Annotated in this window: 15 protein-coding genes; 12 read left to right on the forward strand and 3 right to left on the reverse strand. The window is 65.0% G+C overall.

Translation table 11 applies throughout. From position 1 onward, the window contains the following. The 3 genes from AO268_RS20425 to AO268_RS20430 all read right to left on the reverse strand — a co-directional run. On the reverse strand, positions 1-441 hold a 441-nt coding region (locus AO268_RS20425), incomplete at its 3' end, for a transposase domain-containing protein (RefSeq protein ID WP_176561397.1). Positions 442-454: 13 nt separating this feature from the next. Continuing rightward, positions 455-619: a hypothetical protein gene (locus tag AO268_RS32770; RefSeq protein ID WP_176561398.1), complete on the reverse strand. Its 165-nt coding sequence runs from the start codon at positions 617-619 to the stop codon at positions 455-457. 454 nt (positions 620-1,073) lie between these two features. Then, positions 1,074-3,104 (reverse strand): PhoX family protein, encoded by a 2,031-nt coding sequence (locus tag AO268_RS20430; protein WP_099169647.1) that lies wholly within the window; start codon positions 3,102-3,104, stop codon positions 1,074-1,076. A 230-nt stretch (positions 3,105-3,334) separates the two neighbouring features. Here AO268_RS20430 and AO268_RS20435 point away from each other — a divergent pair, with 230 nt between their 5' ends. Genes AO268_RS20435 through AO268_RS20490 form a run of 12 tightly spaced genes read left to right on the forward strand, consistent with a single transcriptional unit; the run spans position 3,335 to position 14,098 of the window. Beyond that, positions 3,335-4,987 (forward strand): lipoprotein UxpA, encoded by a 1,653-nt coding sequence (locus AO268_RS20435; protein ID WP_076963707.1) that lies wholly within the window; start codon positions 3,335-3,337, stop codon positions 4,985-4,987. Then, positions 4,984-5,403, forward strand: a complete 420-nt coding sequence (locus tag AO268_RS20440) for a pilus assembly protein PilZ (RefSeq protein WP_099169648.1) — start codon at positions 4,984-4,986, stop codon at positions 5,401-5,403. The genes AO268_RS20435 and AO268_RS20440 overlap by 4 nt, the downstream gene beginning before the upstream one ends. A 7-nt stretch (positions 5,404-5,410) precedes the next feature. Beyond that, positions 5,411-7,360 carry a type II secretion system secretin GspD gene (gene gspD / locus AO268_RS20445; protein ID WP_099169649.1) on the forward strand — a complete coding sequence of 650 codons (1,950 nt, stop codon included), beginning with the start codon at positions 5,411-5,413 and terminating at the stop codon, positions 7,358-7,360. Positions 7,361-7,365: 5 nt separating this feature from the next. Then, the gene (locus AO268_RS20450) at positions 7,366-8,814 is read left to right on the forward strand and encodes a GspE/PulE family protein (RefSeq protein ID WP_083743079.1); all 1,449 of its coding nucleotides are present in this window, start codon (positions 7,366-7,368) and stop codon (positions 8,812-8,814) included. Further along, on the forward strand, positions 8,814-10,016 hold the full coding sequence (gene gspF, locus AO268_RS20455; RefSeq protein ID WP_099169650.1) for a type II secretion system inner membrane protein GspF: 1,203 nt from the start codon (positions 8,814-8,816) through the stop codon (positions 10,014-10,016). The genes AO268_RS20450 and gspF overlap by 1 nt, the downstream gene beginning before the upstream one ends. Before the next feature lie 32 nt (positions 10,017-10,048). Beyond that, complete coding sequence (gene gspG / locus AO268_RS20460) at positions 10,049-10,492, forward strand: type II secretion system major pseudopilin GspG (RefSeq protein WP_076963704.1); 444 nt, start codon at positions 10,049-10,051, stop codon at positions 10,490-10,492. 2 nt (positions 10,493-10,494) lie between these two features. Then, positions 10,495-10,944, forward strand: coding sequence for a type II secretion system minor pseudopilin GspH (gspH, locus tag AO268_RS20465; RefSeq protein WP_099169651.1), 450 nt, complete (start codon positions 10,495-10,497; stop codon positions 10,942-10,944). Further along, the gene (locus tag AO268_RS20470; RefSeq protein WP_076963702.1) at positions 10,941-11,306 is read left to right on the forward strand and encodes a type II secretion system protein; all 366 of its coding nucleotides are present in this window, start codon (positions 10,941-10,943) and stop codon (positions 11,304-11,306) included. Before gspH ends, AO268_RS20470 begins: the two co-directional genes overlap by 4 nt. Beyond that, positions 11,303-11,893 carry a PulJ/GspJ family protein gene (locus tag AO268_RS20475; protein ID WP_099169652.1) on the forward strand — a complete coding sequence of 197 codons (591 nt, stop codon included), beginning with the start codon at positions 11,303-11,305 and terminating at the stop codon, positions 11,891-11,893. The genes AO268_RS20470 and AO268_RS20475 overlap by 4 nt, the downstream gene beginning before the upstream one ends. A 14-nt stretch (positions 11,894-11,907) precedes the next feature. After that, a complete protein-coding gene (locus tag AO268_RS20480) occupies positions 11,908-13,011 on the forward strand; it encodes a type II secretion system protein GspL (RefSeq protein WP_099169653.1) in 1,104 nt (367 codons plus the stop codon). Then, on the forward strand, positions 13,008-13,439 hold the full coding sequence (gspM, locus tag AO268_RS20485; protein WP_099169654.1) for a type II secretion system protein GspM: 432 nt from the start codon (positions 13,008-13,010) through the stop codon (positions 13,437-13,439). The genes AO268_RS20480 and gspM overlap by 4 nt, the downstream gene beginning before the upstream one ends. Continuing rightward, a complete protein-coding gene (locus AO268_RS20490; RefSeq protein WP_099169655.1) occupies positions 13,436-14,098 on the forward strand; it encodes a general secretion pathway protein GspN in 663 nt (220 codons plus the stop codon). Before gspM ends, AO268_RS20490 begins: the two co-directional genes overlap by 4 nt. The last annotated feature ends 24 nt before the right edge of the window (positions 14,099-14,122 follow it).

Below are 14,122 nucleotides of genomic sequence, written 5' to 3' on the forward strand. Positions count from 1 at the left end.
CCAAACTACGCCGTCGACGGCGAAGCTACGCAACCCCAAGAAACCGGCTGAAGGCGGCTGCTCGACACCACCCCATGCTTGGGCCAATTGCTCAAACAGCACCGCCAATGGCGCCTCTCCAAGGCGCTGTCGGGCTTGAACGGCGGCACTGGACACGGGCACCTTGGCTTCGCCCAGCGCCAGTCCCAACTGCTGCACGATGAGCCAAATCGGTTCATTTTTGAACAAGGCCAAACCGACCACCAACCATACGAACACGGGCACCTTGGCTTCGCCCAGCGCCAGTCCCAACTGCTGCACGATGAGCCAAATCGGTTCATTTTTGAACAAGGCCAAACCGACCACCAACCATACGATACGCTCGGCCGGCAAGCGCCTGCGGCGAATAGAGACCGTACCGGTCGACACGAGAGCCTGTTCAATCCATGCAGGATCAATCAATTGTGCAAAGCGTTCAAAGGAGATTGGATTGAGCTTGGTAACTACTGCGGCGAATAGAGACCGTACCGGTCGACACGAGAGCCTGTTCAATCCATGCAGGATCAATCAATTGTGCAAAGCGTTCAAAGGAGATTGGATTGAGCTTGGTAACTTCTTGAAGATCGTTTTGGAGGGGCATGAAACGAACTCATAAAAACAGAGCCCGTTTCTATTATTGCTTGGCGGAGAAGTCAATTTCTTAACTGACTGGCATTAGGGCACATGAAACGAACTCATAAAAACAGAGCCCGTTTCTATTATTGCTTGGCGGAGAAGTCAATTTCTTAACTGACTGGCATTAGGGCTTGCCCGCGATGACGGTGGTGAAGTCAGCATTTTTTGCCGGCTGCTAGACCGCTATCGCAGGCAAGCCAGCTCCCACATTTGCTTTGTGGTGTGGCAGTGATCCCACAGGTTGATTTTGAGTGCACCCCAAAGCAACTGTGGGAGCTGTCGAGCCCCGGCGAGGCTGCGATAGCGGTGGGTCAGCCAACATCAATGCTGGCCATGACCTCGTCATCGCAGCCCCGCCGGAACTCGACAGCTCCCACAAGGCCAGTGAGGCGGGAACCAGGCCGGCTCCTGCCTCGCTATCAGATGGCCAATTCCCCCCCATCGGCCCGCTGGATTACCACGGTGGATGCCCGCGCCCGCACCTTGCCCACGGTGACGTCGGTCGCCACATTGGTGGATGGCCAGTTGCTTGGATGCTGGATGTTGATAAACACCGTCTTGTTGTCCGGCGTAAAGGTCACCCCGGTCACTTCCGAACCATTGGGCCCTACGAAGAAGCGCCGCAGGTCCGCCTGGTTCTGTGCATTGACCGGCACTTGCTTGCCCTGGGCATCGACCATATTGGTGGGGATCACCACCAGCATCTGGTCGTTGGTGTAGTCGGTCAGGGTTTTTTCGCCGTTGTCGGTCTGGATCCACATCACGCCGCGGCTGTCGAAGGTCATGCCGTCGGGGCTGGCGAACTGGTTCAGTGTGGTCAGGCCCGAGCGGTTGAGGTCCGGGGCGCCGGCGGCGTTGGCGCCAAACACAAAGATGTCCCAGGTGAAGGCCACCTGGTTATCGGCGTCATGCCAGCGAATGATGTGCCCGTGCTTGTTGTTTACGCGCGGGTTGGCGGCGTTGGCCACGGTGCGGCTGGTGTTGTTGGTGAGCGTCAGGTACACGTCGCCATTGAGTGGGTTGACCGAGGTCCATTCCGGGCGGTCCATCGGCGTCGCGCCCACGGCGTCGGCTGCGCCACGGGTGTTGAGGATGATCCCCGGCAGGTCGGTGAACTTCGCGCCCAGGGTGCTGCCATCCACGGTCGGGCTGGCCACGTCGAGCAGCAACCAGTTGCCGCTGCCGTCGGCATTGAAGCGCGCCACGTAGAGTTTGCCGCTGTCCATGTACTTGGCGCCGGTGGCCAGGCGATCGCTGGGGTTGGCGTCTGCCGGATCCCACAAGGCGGTGGAGACGAATTTGTACAGGTACTCGTTCTGCGAGTCGTCGCCGCTGTAGAACACCACTGGCTTGCCGGCGGTGGTCAGGCCCGGCCAGCAACCTTCGTGGCGGAAACGGCCGAGCGCGGTGCGTTTCACGGCGCGGGTCGCGGCGTTGTACGGGTCGATCTCGACGATGTAGCCATAGGTGCTGGCTTCGTTGCGGTAGTCGTCGGTGGCCGTGGCGCCGCTTGGGGTGACGTTGAAACGGCTGAACTCGCCATTCACTTCGCTGGGGTCACCTGCGACGCTCTCCCAGCGATAGTTGCCGTTGCTGGTGCCCACGCCGATGCGTACCTGGTCGGCCGGGCGGTTGCCGCTGCGGTTGACGAAAATCCCAGGCCAGTTTTCTTCGCAGGTGAGGTAGGTGCCCCACGGCGTGTAGCCATTGCCGCAGTTGTTGTTGGTGCCACGGGTCTGGGTGCCGGTTGGCGAAAACTTGGTCTTGACGTGTTCGGTGCCTTTCATCGGCCCCGCCAGATCCATCAGCGTGGCCGAGGTGAAGCGACGGTTCAGCGGGTCGTTTTCCATCACCTGCCAGCGGCCGTTGACTTTAGTCACGCGCATCACGCCCGCGCCGTGGGCGTTGATTTCCTTGCGCACTTCTTCCACCGGGCGTACGCCGCCGATCAGGGTCGCGCCGTTGGGGTGCAGTTCGGACTGTTCGATGTATTCGTGGTTGATCGCGATCAGGCCGTCAGTGGAGCTGCCATTGATCGGGAAGAAACGCATGCCATCGTGGTTCATGCCGACCGAGTTGGCCTGGTCGGTCGAGGTATTGGTGCCATCGCTTTTCCACGCAGCCGCATTGCTGTTAAGCGGTGTGCCCCAGGGCGCGAGGATGTGCGCGGTGTAGCCGGCCGCCACGGTGCAGCCGTCGGTGCGCGAGCCGGGGATCGAGTTGAAGCCCAGTTTCAATGCCGGCTTGCCGGGTTCGGTCGGGGTGTCGTGGTCAGAGCCACCGCCGCTGTCAAAGCAGCCTGTCAGGCCGGTGCCGGCAATCATGGCGATCGCGGCGCCGAGCCCGCCCCGGACCACACTGCGGCGGCTCAGGTAGGCCGTGAGTACCGATTCCATCGGCTCATTGAGGCTCAGGTTGCGATTCTGGTTGTCGCCAGTCTCTCGACTCATTTCATCAGGTCCTTTGTAGATCACGATTTTTGAAAGGAGCCCGAACTCTAAGAGCCGAATATGATGATTCGCGGTCGGTTTTGTTAAAAATGTATTTAAGTTTAATTTTTTTATTTCTTTTTGTTGCAGGTTTGCATATTTCACTCCTGTTAAAAAACTGACATTAAACCGTCATTAATTGACCCCCACTATGCCGCCCTTAAAGCAGTTAGCCTCAGGGTGAGAGAACAATGGCTTCAATGGTGCGGCGCGATGTATTGGGATGGATGACGCTGGGCGCCTGTGCGCCGTGGCTGGCCGGCTGCTCTAGCCGGGGGGCTGCGGCGGGGCCTGCGGACAGCCAGCCGGTCGACCTGCTGTACATTGCCGACACCCTCGATGCCCGCCTGCCGGGTCGCCCGGTCGTGCCCGCCACCCGCCTGGGGCCGGCGACACGGATCGGCCAGGCGCCGTGGATTACCGGGGCCAATGCGCGTTTTCGCCAGGCTGATGGCAGCTCGTTGGATGGCCTGCTGGATGCCTCCTTAAGTGACGGTGTGCAAACCGGTGGCTATGCGGTACTCGGTGCCGTGTTGCAACGCCTGCGCGATGAAGCAGGGCCTGAGAATAGCCTGACCCTGGAAAACGGCCAGTGCTGGAACGGCAGCGGCCTGGCCTACCTGACCCGTGGCTTGTCCGGGGTCCAGGGCAGCCAGTTGCTCGGTAGCGAGGTGCGGGTCAGCAGCGACGAGCGCGTGCTGTGGCCCGAACAATGCCAGGGCCTGTACCAGCAATTCGGTCAGCCGGTGCTGGGCGCCGGGCTGGCCAGCAACCAGGCGCAACGCCTGGCCACCCCGGGTATGCAGGTGTTCCGCCGGGGCGGCGTGCGCATCGCCGTGGTCGGCATTACCGACCCTTATGCACGGGACCAGCAAGCCTCCTTGAAACAATGGTTGCACAGCCTGCAACCGGTGCTCGCCCAGGCCCGCGAAGAAGCCGACCTGGTGGTGGCCCTGGCCGATGTCGGCACCGGGCCGGGGTTCTGGCTGGCCGAGCGCCTGAGCCAGGTGGACCTGATGCTGTGTGCCCGTGGCCAGGACCTGTGGCCGCAACCGGTAGAGATCCTGCAAAGCTCCGGCAAGCGTGTCCCGGTGGTGCTGGGCGGGACCCGGGCCAGCGGCGCCTTCCGCATCCGCTGCCAGGCGCAGGCGGGGCAATGGCGCTTTGAGGCGCGCTTCTTTGCGGCCCAGGCCAGCGCGTTGGACGCTACCGCCCAGGCCCACGCCCAGCGCCTGCAACCACGCTTGCAGCAACAGCGCGCCGCCCATGCCGCCTGGCTCGACCAACCCCTGGCCAAGGCCCCGGAAAACCTCTGGCGCCGCGATGTGCGCGCCGGCAGTTGGGACCGCCTGTTGCACCAGGCCCTGGCCCGCGAGCCCAAGAGCGCGGTACTGCTGCCGGGCCTGCGCTACGACAGCCCCCTGGCCCGTGGCCAGATGATTACCCGCGAACACCTGATCAGCCTGAGTGCCAGTTACCCGGCGCCGGTGGTGGATGTCCCGGCGCAGCAGGTGCGCCAGGTCCTGGAAAACGGCGCCGAGCAACTGTTTGGCGAGCCACTGCTGTTGGATAACAGCCAGGATTTGCCGCGCTGGCTCGGCCAGCCCTGGCAGGTCACCTATAGCCCGGGCGGCAAGCGGGTCAGTGAGTTTGCCGAACCTGTCGGCACCTGCCGCACCTTTGGCCTGGGTTTTGCCGCCGAGGCTGGGCAACCGCTGTGGCAACACCTTGAAGGCTGGTTGCGCGAGCAGCCGGCGGATTGGCAACTGGCGCCGCTGCAACTGCCCGAAGTGCGCTATGTGCAGGGACACCCGGGGTGGCATCCACGGAGCCTGGCCACTTGAGCCGTGCAAGCAACCTGTTGTTGGCAACGCTGCTGGCCTGGCTGGCGGCGCAATGTGTGCTGCAACTGTGGCACGGCATCGCCCAGCCGGTCGTGCCCTACGCGCCAGCGGCGCCGGTCGCCGACCTGTTGAGCAACCACTGGACGCCACGCCAGGCACCCAGCGACGACCTGCCGTTGACCACGCTCAAGGTCGATTACCTGGGCAGCCTCAAGGCCACGCCGTTGCGCGCCACGGTGTTGGTGCTGCGCTACCGGCAACAAGAACGCACGCTGACCCTGGGTCAGCGCCTGGCCCCGGGCATCGTCTTGCAGGACATCGATGAACGCGGGCTGATTTTCGACAATCAAGGGCAGCGCGAGCGCTTGCCATGGCCGACTGAGCGACCGGTGATCGGCCTCAAGCGCAAGGAATGAACCGACGATGCACATGATCAATAAATGCCTGGGCCTGAGCGCATTGTGCCTGGCCTTGAGCGTGACCCCGGCCCACGCCGAAGACGCGCCGGCCTTGTATGAAGTGAACTTCATCGACACCGAACTCAGTGACTTTATCGACAGCGTGTCGCGCATCACCAACACCACCTTCATCATCGACCCACGGGTCAAGGGCAAGGTCACGGTGCGCAGCCTGGATATGCTCGGCAGCGAGGCTATCTATGACATCTTCCTCGCCCAATTGCGCGCCCAGGGTTTTGCCGCCGTCAACCTGCCCAATGGCAGTGTGAAGATCGTGCCGGACCAGGCCGCGCGCCTGGAGCCGGTGCCGGTGGAATCTACGCGTCAGGCTGCGCAAGCCAACGACGGCATGGCCACCCGGGTATTCAGCGTGCGCAATGCTGCCAGCGAACAGATGCTCAATATTCTCAAGCCGCTGATCGACCCCCGGGTCGGGGTGATCAGCCCATACCCGTCGGCCAACCTGCTGGTGATCACCGACTGGCGCAGCAACCTCGACCGTATCGACAGCCTGTTGCAACAACTCGATCAGGTCAGCCAGGAGCCTCTGGAAGTGCTGCCCCTGGTCAATGCCAGCGCCAACGACACCGCGCAACTGATGACCCGTCTGCTGGCCCGCGAGCAGGGCGCCGATGGTGCGCAGGTGGTGGCCGACCCGCGCAGCAATGCGTTGCTGGTGCGCGGCAGTGCCGATAGCCGCCAGCGGGTGCGCGCGCTGCTCAAGCAATTGGACCAGCCGCAAAATGCCTTGCGCCCGTCGAACACCGTGGTGATGTACCTGCGCCATGCCAATGCGGCTGAGGTGGTCAAGGTGCTGCGCGGCTTGAGCCAGGACACCCCTGGTGCCGCTGGCGAAGGCGTGCCCACGGAAGGCGCGCCCAAGCAGATGGCGGCCAGCGCCTCGGGGATCCGCATGGAATCGGAGGAGGGCACCAATGCCGTGGTGATGGTCGGCCCGGACAGCGAAATCGCCGCCTACCGCACCATCGTCGAACAACTGGATATCCGCCGCGCCCAGGTGGTGGTGGAAGCAATCATCGCCGAAGTCTCCGACACCCGCGCCCAGGAGCTGGGGGTGCAATGGCTGTTTCTGGGCGACTCGTTTGGTGGCGGCGCGGTGAACTTTACCAATGGCGGGACGAGCATCGCCGGCCTGGCGGGGGCCGCAGCCAGCGGCGACACCGCAGGCCTGGGCAAGCTGTTGGCCAATGTGCCGGGGGCGACCGCAGGCTTCGGTAAGCTCAATGGCGGCGGGCTGAACTTTATTGCGCTGCTCAATGCGCTGAAAAGCGAAAGCGGTTTCAACCTGCTCTCGACCCCGACCCTGCTGACCCTGGACAACGCCGAGGCATCGATCCTGGTGGGCCAGGAAGTGCCGTTTGTGACGGGCTCGGTAACGCAGAACAACACCAACCCCTACCAGACCATCGAGCGCAAGGAGGTGGGGATCAAGCTGCGGATCAAGCCGCAGATCAATATCGACAACACCGTGCGCCTGGACATTGTGCAAGAGGTCTCGTCGATTGCCGACAGCACCGGCGCCAGCGATGTGATCACCAACAAGCGCGAGATCAAGACCAAGGTCATGGTCGAAGACAACGGCCTGGTGGTGCTCGGCGGGCTGATCGGCGACGAGGCCAAGAACAGTGACCAGCGGGTGCCGTGGCTCGGCGATATCCCCGGGGTCGGGCGGCTGTTCCGCTCCAACGCCAGCCAGCGCACCAAGCAGAACCTGATGGTGTTTATCCGCCCGCGGATCATGCGCGACGGCGAGACCCTGGCCCAATTGAGCAGCGAGAAATACCGCAACCTCAAGGCCGGCTCGAACCTGGCATTGCCCGCCATCTCGGACAACAACGCCTTGCTGCGCCTGTTCCCGGCCAGCCGCGAGCGCCTCGACGAGGGCGTGTGGTGAGCACGTTGTTGCCGTATCGACTGGCACGCCAGGCGGGGCTGGCGCGGGCGCCTGGCGCGCAAGGCTGGACTTTGTGCCTGCGCGAGGATGTCGACACCGACGCCTTGCAGGAAGTGTTGCGCGTGCATGGCTTGCCATCGGCGGTCGAGCACCTTGACCCGGCCCAGTACGAACGGCGCCTGGGCGCCTTGTACCAGGCCGGCGAGTCGGCCACGGCGGCGTTGATCGAGGGCATCGGCGAGCAGGTCGATCTCGACAGCCTGATCAGCGAACTGCCGCGTATCGAAGACCTGCTGGAGAGCGACAACGAGGCGCCGGTGATCCGCCTGATCAACGGTCTGTTCGCCGAAGGCCTGCGCCTGCGGGCCTCGGATATCCATATCGAGACCTTCGAGCAGAGCCTGGTGGTGCGCCTGCGGGTCGATGGCCATCTGCGCGAAATCCTGCGCCCGCCACGGGCCTTGTCGGCCATGCTGGTGTCGCGGATCAAGGTCATGGCGCGCCTGGATATCGCCGAAAAACGCCAGCCCCAGGACGGGCGCATCACCCTGCGCTCCGGCGGGCGCGAGGTGGATATCCGCGTCTCGACCTTGCCTGGCATCCATGGCGAGCGCGTGGTGATGCGCGTGCTGGACAAGCAGGCCAACCTGCTGGACCTGAATAACCTGGGCATGCCCGCCGATGTGGAGCAGGCGTTGCGCGCCTGCCTGTCGCGGCCCAACGGGATTTTGCTGAGCACCGGGCCCACAGGCTCGGGCAAGACCACCACGCTGTATGCCAGCCTCAATGCGCTGAACGACGGCTCGTGCAATATCCTCACCGTCGAAGACCCGGTGGAATACGCGATTACCGGCATCGGCCAGACCGCGATCAACCCCCGTGCCGGCATGACCTTCGCCAGCGGCCTGCGGGCGATCCTGCGCCAGGACCCGGACGTGATCATGCTCGGCGAAATTCGCGACCAGGAGACCGCGCAAATTGCCGTGCAAGCCAGCCTCACCGGGCACCTGGTGCTGTCGACGCTGCACACTAACAGCGCGGTGGGCGCGGTCACCCGGCTGCGCGACATGGGCATCGAACCGTTCCTGATCGCCTCCAGCCTCAAGGGCGTGATGGCCCAGCGTCTGGTGCGCCGTTTGTGCCATTGCGCAACGCCGGCGCCGTTGCAGGCGGCTGAGCGTCAGCTGTGGCCGGAGTTGGCAACCCTTGAACAAAGCTTTCACCCCCAGGGCTGCGATGACTGCCAGGGCAGTGGCTACCACGGGCGGATCGGCCTCTACGAATTCATCACCCTGGATGCCGGCTTGATCAGCCTGCTGTACGACGGCGCCAGCGAAGCGGCCATGCACGAATACCTCGCCGACAAACGCCAGAGCCTGACCGCCATGGCCACCGACTGCCTGCGCCGTGGCGACACCAGCCTGGAGCAGGTCTTGCGTGCGGTGCGTGACTGATGCCGACCTATCGCTACCAGGCGCTGGACCTGCGCGGCAATCGCCGCAAAGCCAGCATCCAGGCCGAAAGCGAGCGCCATGCCCGGCAACTGCTGCGTGAGCAGGGCCTGTTTGCCCGTGAGTTGCAGGTGCAGGGCGCAAGCCTGTCGAGCCCGCGCGGGCAACGCTTGAACCATGGCCAGCTGTGCGAGTTGACCCGCCAGTTGGCCACGCTCTTGAGTGCCGGCATCCCCTTGGTGGATGCCCTGGCCACCCTGGAACGCCAACTGGCGGAACCGGCGATTCGCAACCTGCTGGTGGCGGTGCGCGGCGCCCTGGGCGAGGGCTTGAGCCTAGCCCAGAGCCTGCGGCGCCAGGGCGGGCAGTTCAACACCCTGTATTGCGCACTGGTGGAGGCTGGCGAGCGCTCGGGCAAGTTGGCGCCGGTCCTGGAGCGCCTGGCCGAGCACCTGGAACAAGTGCAGAAGCAGCGGCACAAGGCGCGCACGGCGTTGATCTACCCGGCGGTGCTGATCCTGGTGTCGCTGGCGGTGGTGATCGGCCTGATGACTTTTGTGGTGCCCAAGCTCACCGAGCAGTTCAGCCACACCGGGCAAAGCCTGCCGCTGATTACCCGGGTGCTGATCGGCGCCAGCGAGGGCCTGGTGATGCTCGGCCCGTGGTTGCTGGGGCTGGGCTTGCTGCTGGCGCTGGGCGCGCGGCTGTTGTTGCGCCAGGCGGTATGGCGTTTGCGCCGCGACCGCCTGGCGTTGCGCCTGCCACGCATCGGCGTGCTGTTGGCGGTGCTGGAAAGCGCCCGGGTCTCGCGCAGCCTGGCGATTTTGCTGGGCAGTGGCGTGCCGTTGCTCGAATCCCTGGAGGTGGCCACCGCTACGGTGGGCAACCGGCAGATCCACCAGGCCCTGGAGGCGGTGCGTGAGCAGGTCGAAGGCGGCGTGACCCTGTACCGCGCCCTGAGTGCCAGCGGGCACTTCCCGCCGATGCTGTTGAACATGGTCGCCAGCGGCGAGGCCAGCGGCACCTTGCCCGACATGCTGGAGCGCGTGGCCGACAACCAGGAGCGTGGGTTTGCACGTCAGGTCGACCTGCTGCTGGCGTTATTCGAACCCCTGATGATTCTGCTGATGGGCGCGGTGGTGTTGTTCATCGTGCTGGCCGTGCTGCTGCCGATCATGCAGCTCAATCAGGGCCTGAGCCTTTGAACCTAGACAACCTGAAAATGGAGAAGCACGCCATGAGTGGCATTCCTGTAGTCAAGCGTCGCGAGCGCGGTTTCACCCTGATGGAAATCATGGTGGTGATTTTTATCATCGGCCTGCTGATCGCCGTGGTCGCCCCCAGTGTGCTCGGCAGCCAGGACAAAGCCATGCGCCAGAAGGCCCTGGCCGACCTGGCGACCCTGGAGCAGGCGCTGGATATGTACCGCCTCGACAACCTGCGGTTCCCCACCGCCGAGCAGGGTTTGCAGGCCCTGGTCAGCAAGCCGAGCCTGGAGCCGCTGCCGCGCAGTTGGCGCGCCGACGGCTACATCCGTCGCCTGCCCCAGGACCCGTGGGGCAATGCCTATGGCTACCGCACGCCCGGGCAGCATGGCCGGGTGGATCTGTTTTCCCTGGGCGCCGATGGCCAGGAAGGCGGCGAAGGCACGGATGCCGATATTGGTAACTGGGACCTCTAGGCATGCCGCGCAGTCGTGGGTTTTCGCTTCTGGAAATGCTGGTGGTGTTGTTGATCGTCGGCTTGTTCAGTGCCCTGGGCGTGGCCTACCTGGATGCCGGCCAGGCGCCGATGCGCCAGGCCCTGGCCCAGTTGGCCAACGAGGCGCGCAGCCAGGCCGCCCAGGCCCGGCATGCCGGGCAGTTGCTGGGCTTGCGCTGGAATGGCCGCAGCCCTGAATTCGTGCGCTGGCAGGCGGGGCGGGGCACGCCTGGGTGGCAGATCGAACCGTCGCGCGCCGCGCCGTGGCCGGCCGGCTTGCAACCGGACTGGCCGGTGAGCCGTGAGCCCCAGGTGATGTTCACCCCCTCGGGGCTGGCGCGCCCGGTGTCACTCACCTGGCGCTGGGCCGAGGGCCGCGAGCGCTGGCAATGGCAAACGGACAACACCTTGCATATCGCGACCCTGCCATGAAGCGCCAACAGGGGTTTACCTTGCTCGAAGTCATGGTCGCCCTGGGGATTGCCGCGTTGATGGCGGTGATGGTCAGCCAGTTGCTGCGCCAGCGCATCGCGACCCACCAGGCCGTCGCCCAACATCGCCTCGGCAGTTTGTGCGCACGGGAGCTGGAGGCGCGGTTTGGCGTGGAGCAGTACTGGCCGCAGATCAATGCGGTGAGCGGCGAGCTGCGCCAGGGGCATGCCACCTGTCATTGGCAACTGACCCTGGGCAATACCGGGGTCAAGCGCTTGCGCCGGGGTGAGTTGAGCTTATTTGCCGATCCCCAGCAGCGTCAGCCCCTGGGCCAGTTCAGTCTGTTCCTGGTGCGTCCATGAAGTCCGCGCAGCGCGGCTTGACCCTGGTCGAGCTGTTGGTGGCCATGGCCCTCACGGCGGTGGTCGGGGTGTTACTGGCGGCCTTGGTCAATGGCTGGGTCAAAGTGCGTGAGCGTCTGGAGGAGCCGGGCAGCGAACCTCAGGTATTGGAGTTCTGCATGGCCCTGGAGCGCCGCTTCGACGCCCTGGTGTTGCGCCAGTTGTACGAGCAGCGCCTGCCCCTGGACCTGGCCTGGCTGGAGTGGCAGCCGGGCCTTGGACAATTGCAGTGGGTGGCCCTGGGCGCCTGGCCGCCGGCCGAGGGCGCATCGCGGGTGCAACGCCAACGCCTGGTGTTCGATGGGCGCCAGCAGCGCCTGGAGCTGTGGGCCTCGGCCGACCTGTACGCCGCCGACAAGCCGCGCTGGGAGCTCAAGGCGTCATTGGCGCCGGTCGAGCGCGCCACATTCAGTTTTTACCAGGGCACGCGCTGGCTGGCCTTTCCTTCTACTGTTGCCGCCCAGCCCAATCGCGGCGTGCGGATCGAGTTCGAGCACCATGGAGCCCCTTATGTCTGCACTTTTGCCTTGCCCGATACCCAGCCATGAGCCGGAGCGCAGGCATGTTTGAACGTCTGCGCGCCAAGCCACGGGAATGGTTGCTGGTGCGCCCGCCGGCCACCGCCGAGGGCCGTTGGCAGTGGTTGCACTACAGCGCGCAACAGGCTTGCGCAAGCGGCACCTGGCCGCCACCGTCCGCGCTGCTGCAACTGCCGGGCGCCTTGATTATTCCAGCGCTCGATTGCAGCCATTTCTGCCTGCCGGCGCCGCCGGGGCTCAAGCGCCACGAGTGGCCGCAATTGTTCGAGGAGTATGCGCAGCAGCCCGCCGAAGCATTGCTGGTCAGTTGCCTGTCCCGCGAGGCCGGGCAGCTGGAGTTGCTGGTGATGCAGCGCCAGCAGGTCCAGCAATGGCTGGCCGAGTGCGCCGCGCTTGGGCTGCAGATTACCCACGGCTGGGCGGAGTTGCAGTTGTTGCCGCCACCCGAGGCGGGGCAAGTGGTGGAGTGGCGGCGTGCGCAGGTGCGCTGCCTTAAAGCGCACTCCCGGCAATGGCTGGTGTGGCCGCCGGTGTTGGGTGAACGCCTGCCCCAGGCCTGGCGCGACTTGCCTGCCGAGACGCTTGAGGGTGACTGGCCGTCGCGTCTGGCGCGCCTGGAACAGGTGCCCAGTGTGTTGGAGAACACGCGGCCGGCCCACCCGCAGCGGGCCCCATTGATGAGTGGGATGCAGCGCCGTTTGCTGCTGGGTTGCGTGGTACTGGCCGCCTGTTGGAGTGCGCTGTATCTGGGGCAGAGCCTGCGCCAGATCGAGGGCTGGAAGGCGCAGGTCAGGGCGGTGACCGGGCCTGCGAACAGCCTGCAACAGGCGCGTGCGGCGCTGGCGCGGGTGCAGGCTGAGGCGAGCGACTGGCAGGTGCGTCAGCAACAGATCGTGGCCCTGGAGCAGGCATTTTCGGCCTGGTTGCAACAGCAGCCGGACTGGTCGGTGGTGCGCATCGAACTGGACGGCAGCCATTGGCGCCTGGCCTTGCGCGGCAATGGTCCGCGGCCGTTGCCCGCCGAGTGGCAGGCTATGGCCCAGGCTGCTGGCGCCCAATGGCTTGACGAGGCGCAAAGTGCCGCCGGTCAATTGCACCTGACTTTTGAGCTGGGAGAGCAACCATGAAGGCACGGATGCAGGCGTACCTGGCCCACTTCAACCAACTGCCGGCCAAGCGGCGCTATGGCTTGCTGGCCGGCTGGTCAACGGTGCTGCTGTTATTGCTGGTGCTGTTGACACGCCCGCTGCTGGCGGCCTGGCAGGAGGCACGCCAGTGGCAGGCGCTGGCGCAACAGGCTGGCGCACTGCCGCCGCCGGCGGTGTTTTCCAACGAGCAATGGCAGGCCCTGGCCGTGTCGCGCCAATGGGTACTGACCCGGGTCGAACAACAGGGCGATCGCTGGCAATTGCAGGGCGAACTGCCCGGCCCCCAGGCCCTACAGCAACTGTTGCGCACCGTGCAGGAGCAAGGGGGGCGACCCGTGCAGTGGAGCCTGGAGCAGGGCGGCGGCCAGGGTTATGCCTTCAGCCTGGACGTGGCGGCGCGGCCATGAGTCGCGCGCTCATTCTCTGGGGCGTTTTGGTGTTCAGCCTGACCGTGCTGCTGGAGTTGCCGGCGGCCTTCGTTGCCCGTCAGTTGCCATGGCCGACCGGCTGGCAGCCCAGCGGCGTCGCGGGCAGCCTGTGGGCTGGCCGTGCGGCTCGCGTCGGTGCGCTGGGGCCGGTGGCGTGGAAGATCCGGCCGTGGGCGGCGCAGGTCAACCTGGGCTTTCAACAGCGCATCTGGGCGTTGTCGGTTCACGGCTGGCCGTGGAACTGGCAGGCGCAGTTGGCACCGCGCGCAGTCAGCGCCTGGCCCGCGCCGATGTTTGTGCTGGATGGGCGTTGGGAAGGGCGATTGCAGGTCGATGGCGCGGGAATGAGTTGCCTGCGGGCCGAAGGCCAATTGCTGGGGCACGACCTGGCAGTGTTGAGCCCGTGGCTGGTCAACCTGGGCGACACCCGGATCGCGCTGCAATGCCGGGATGGGCTGCGGCTGTTGGCGGATGTGCAACGGCCTGGCGAGCACCATTTCAAGGTTGAGGCCGCCTCGCAGCGTTTGCAGGTGGACGGGCAGGTCGAACCGGGTGCTGCGGTGACCCCATTGCTGGTGCAGGCGCGCTGGTTGCAACCGGCTGCTCAGCGTTTCAGCAAGGTGCTGGGTAAACCCTGAACTTCGATGGAACACAAAAAATTG

Source organism: Pseudomonas sp. ICMP 8385 (assembly GCF_002699915.1).
In the GTDB taxonomy this organism is placed as follows: Bacteria; Pseudomonadota; Gammaproteobacteria; order Pseudomonadales; family Pseudomonadaceae; genus Aquipseudomonas; species Aquipseudomonas gessardii.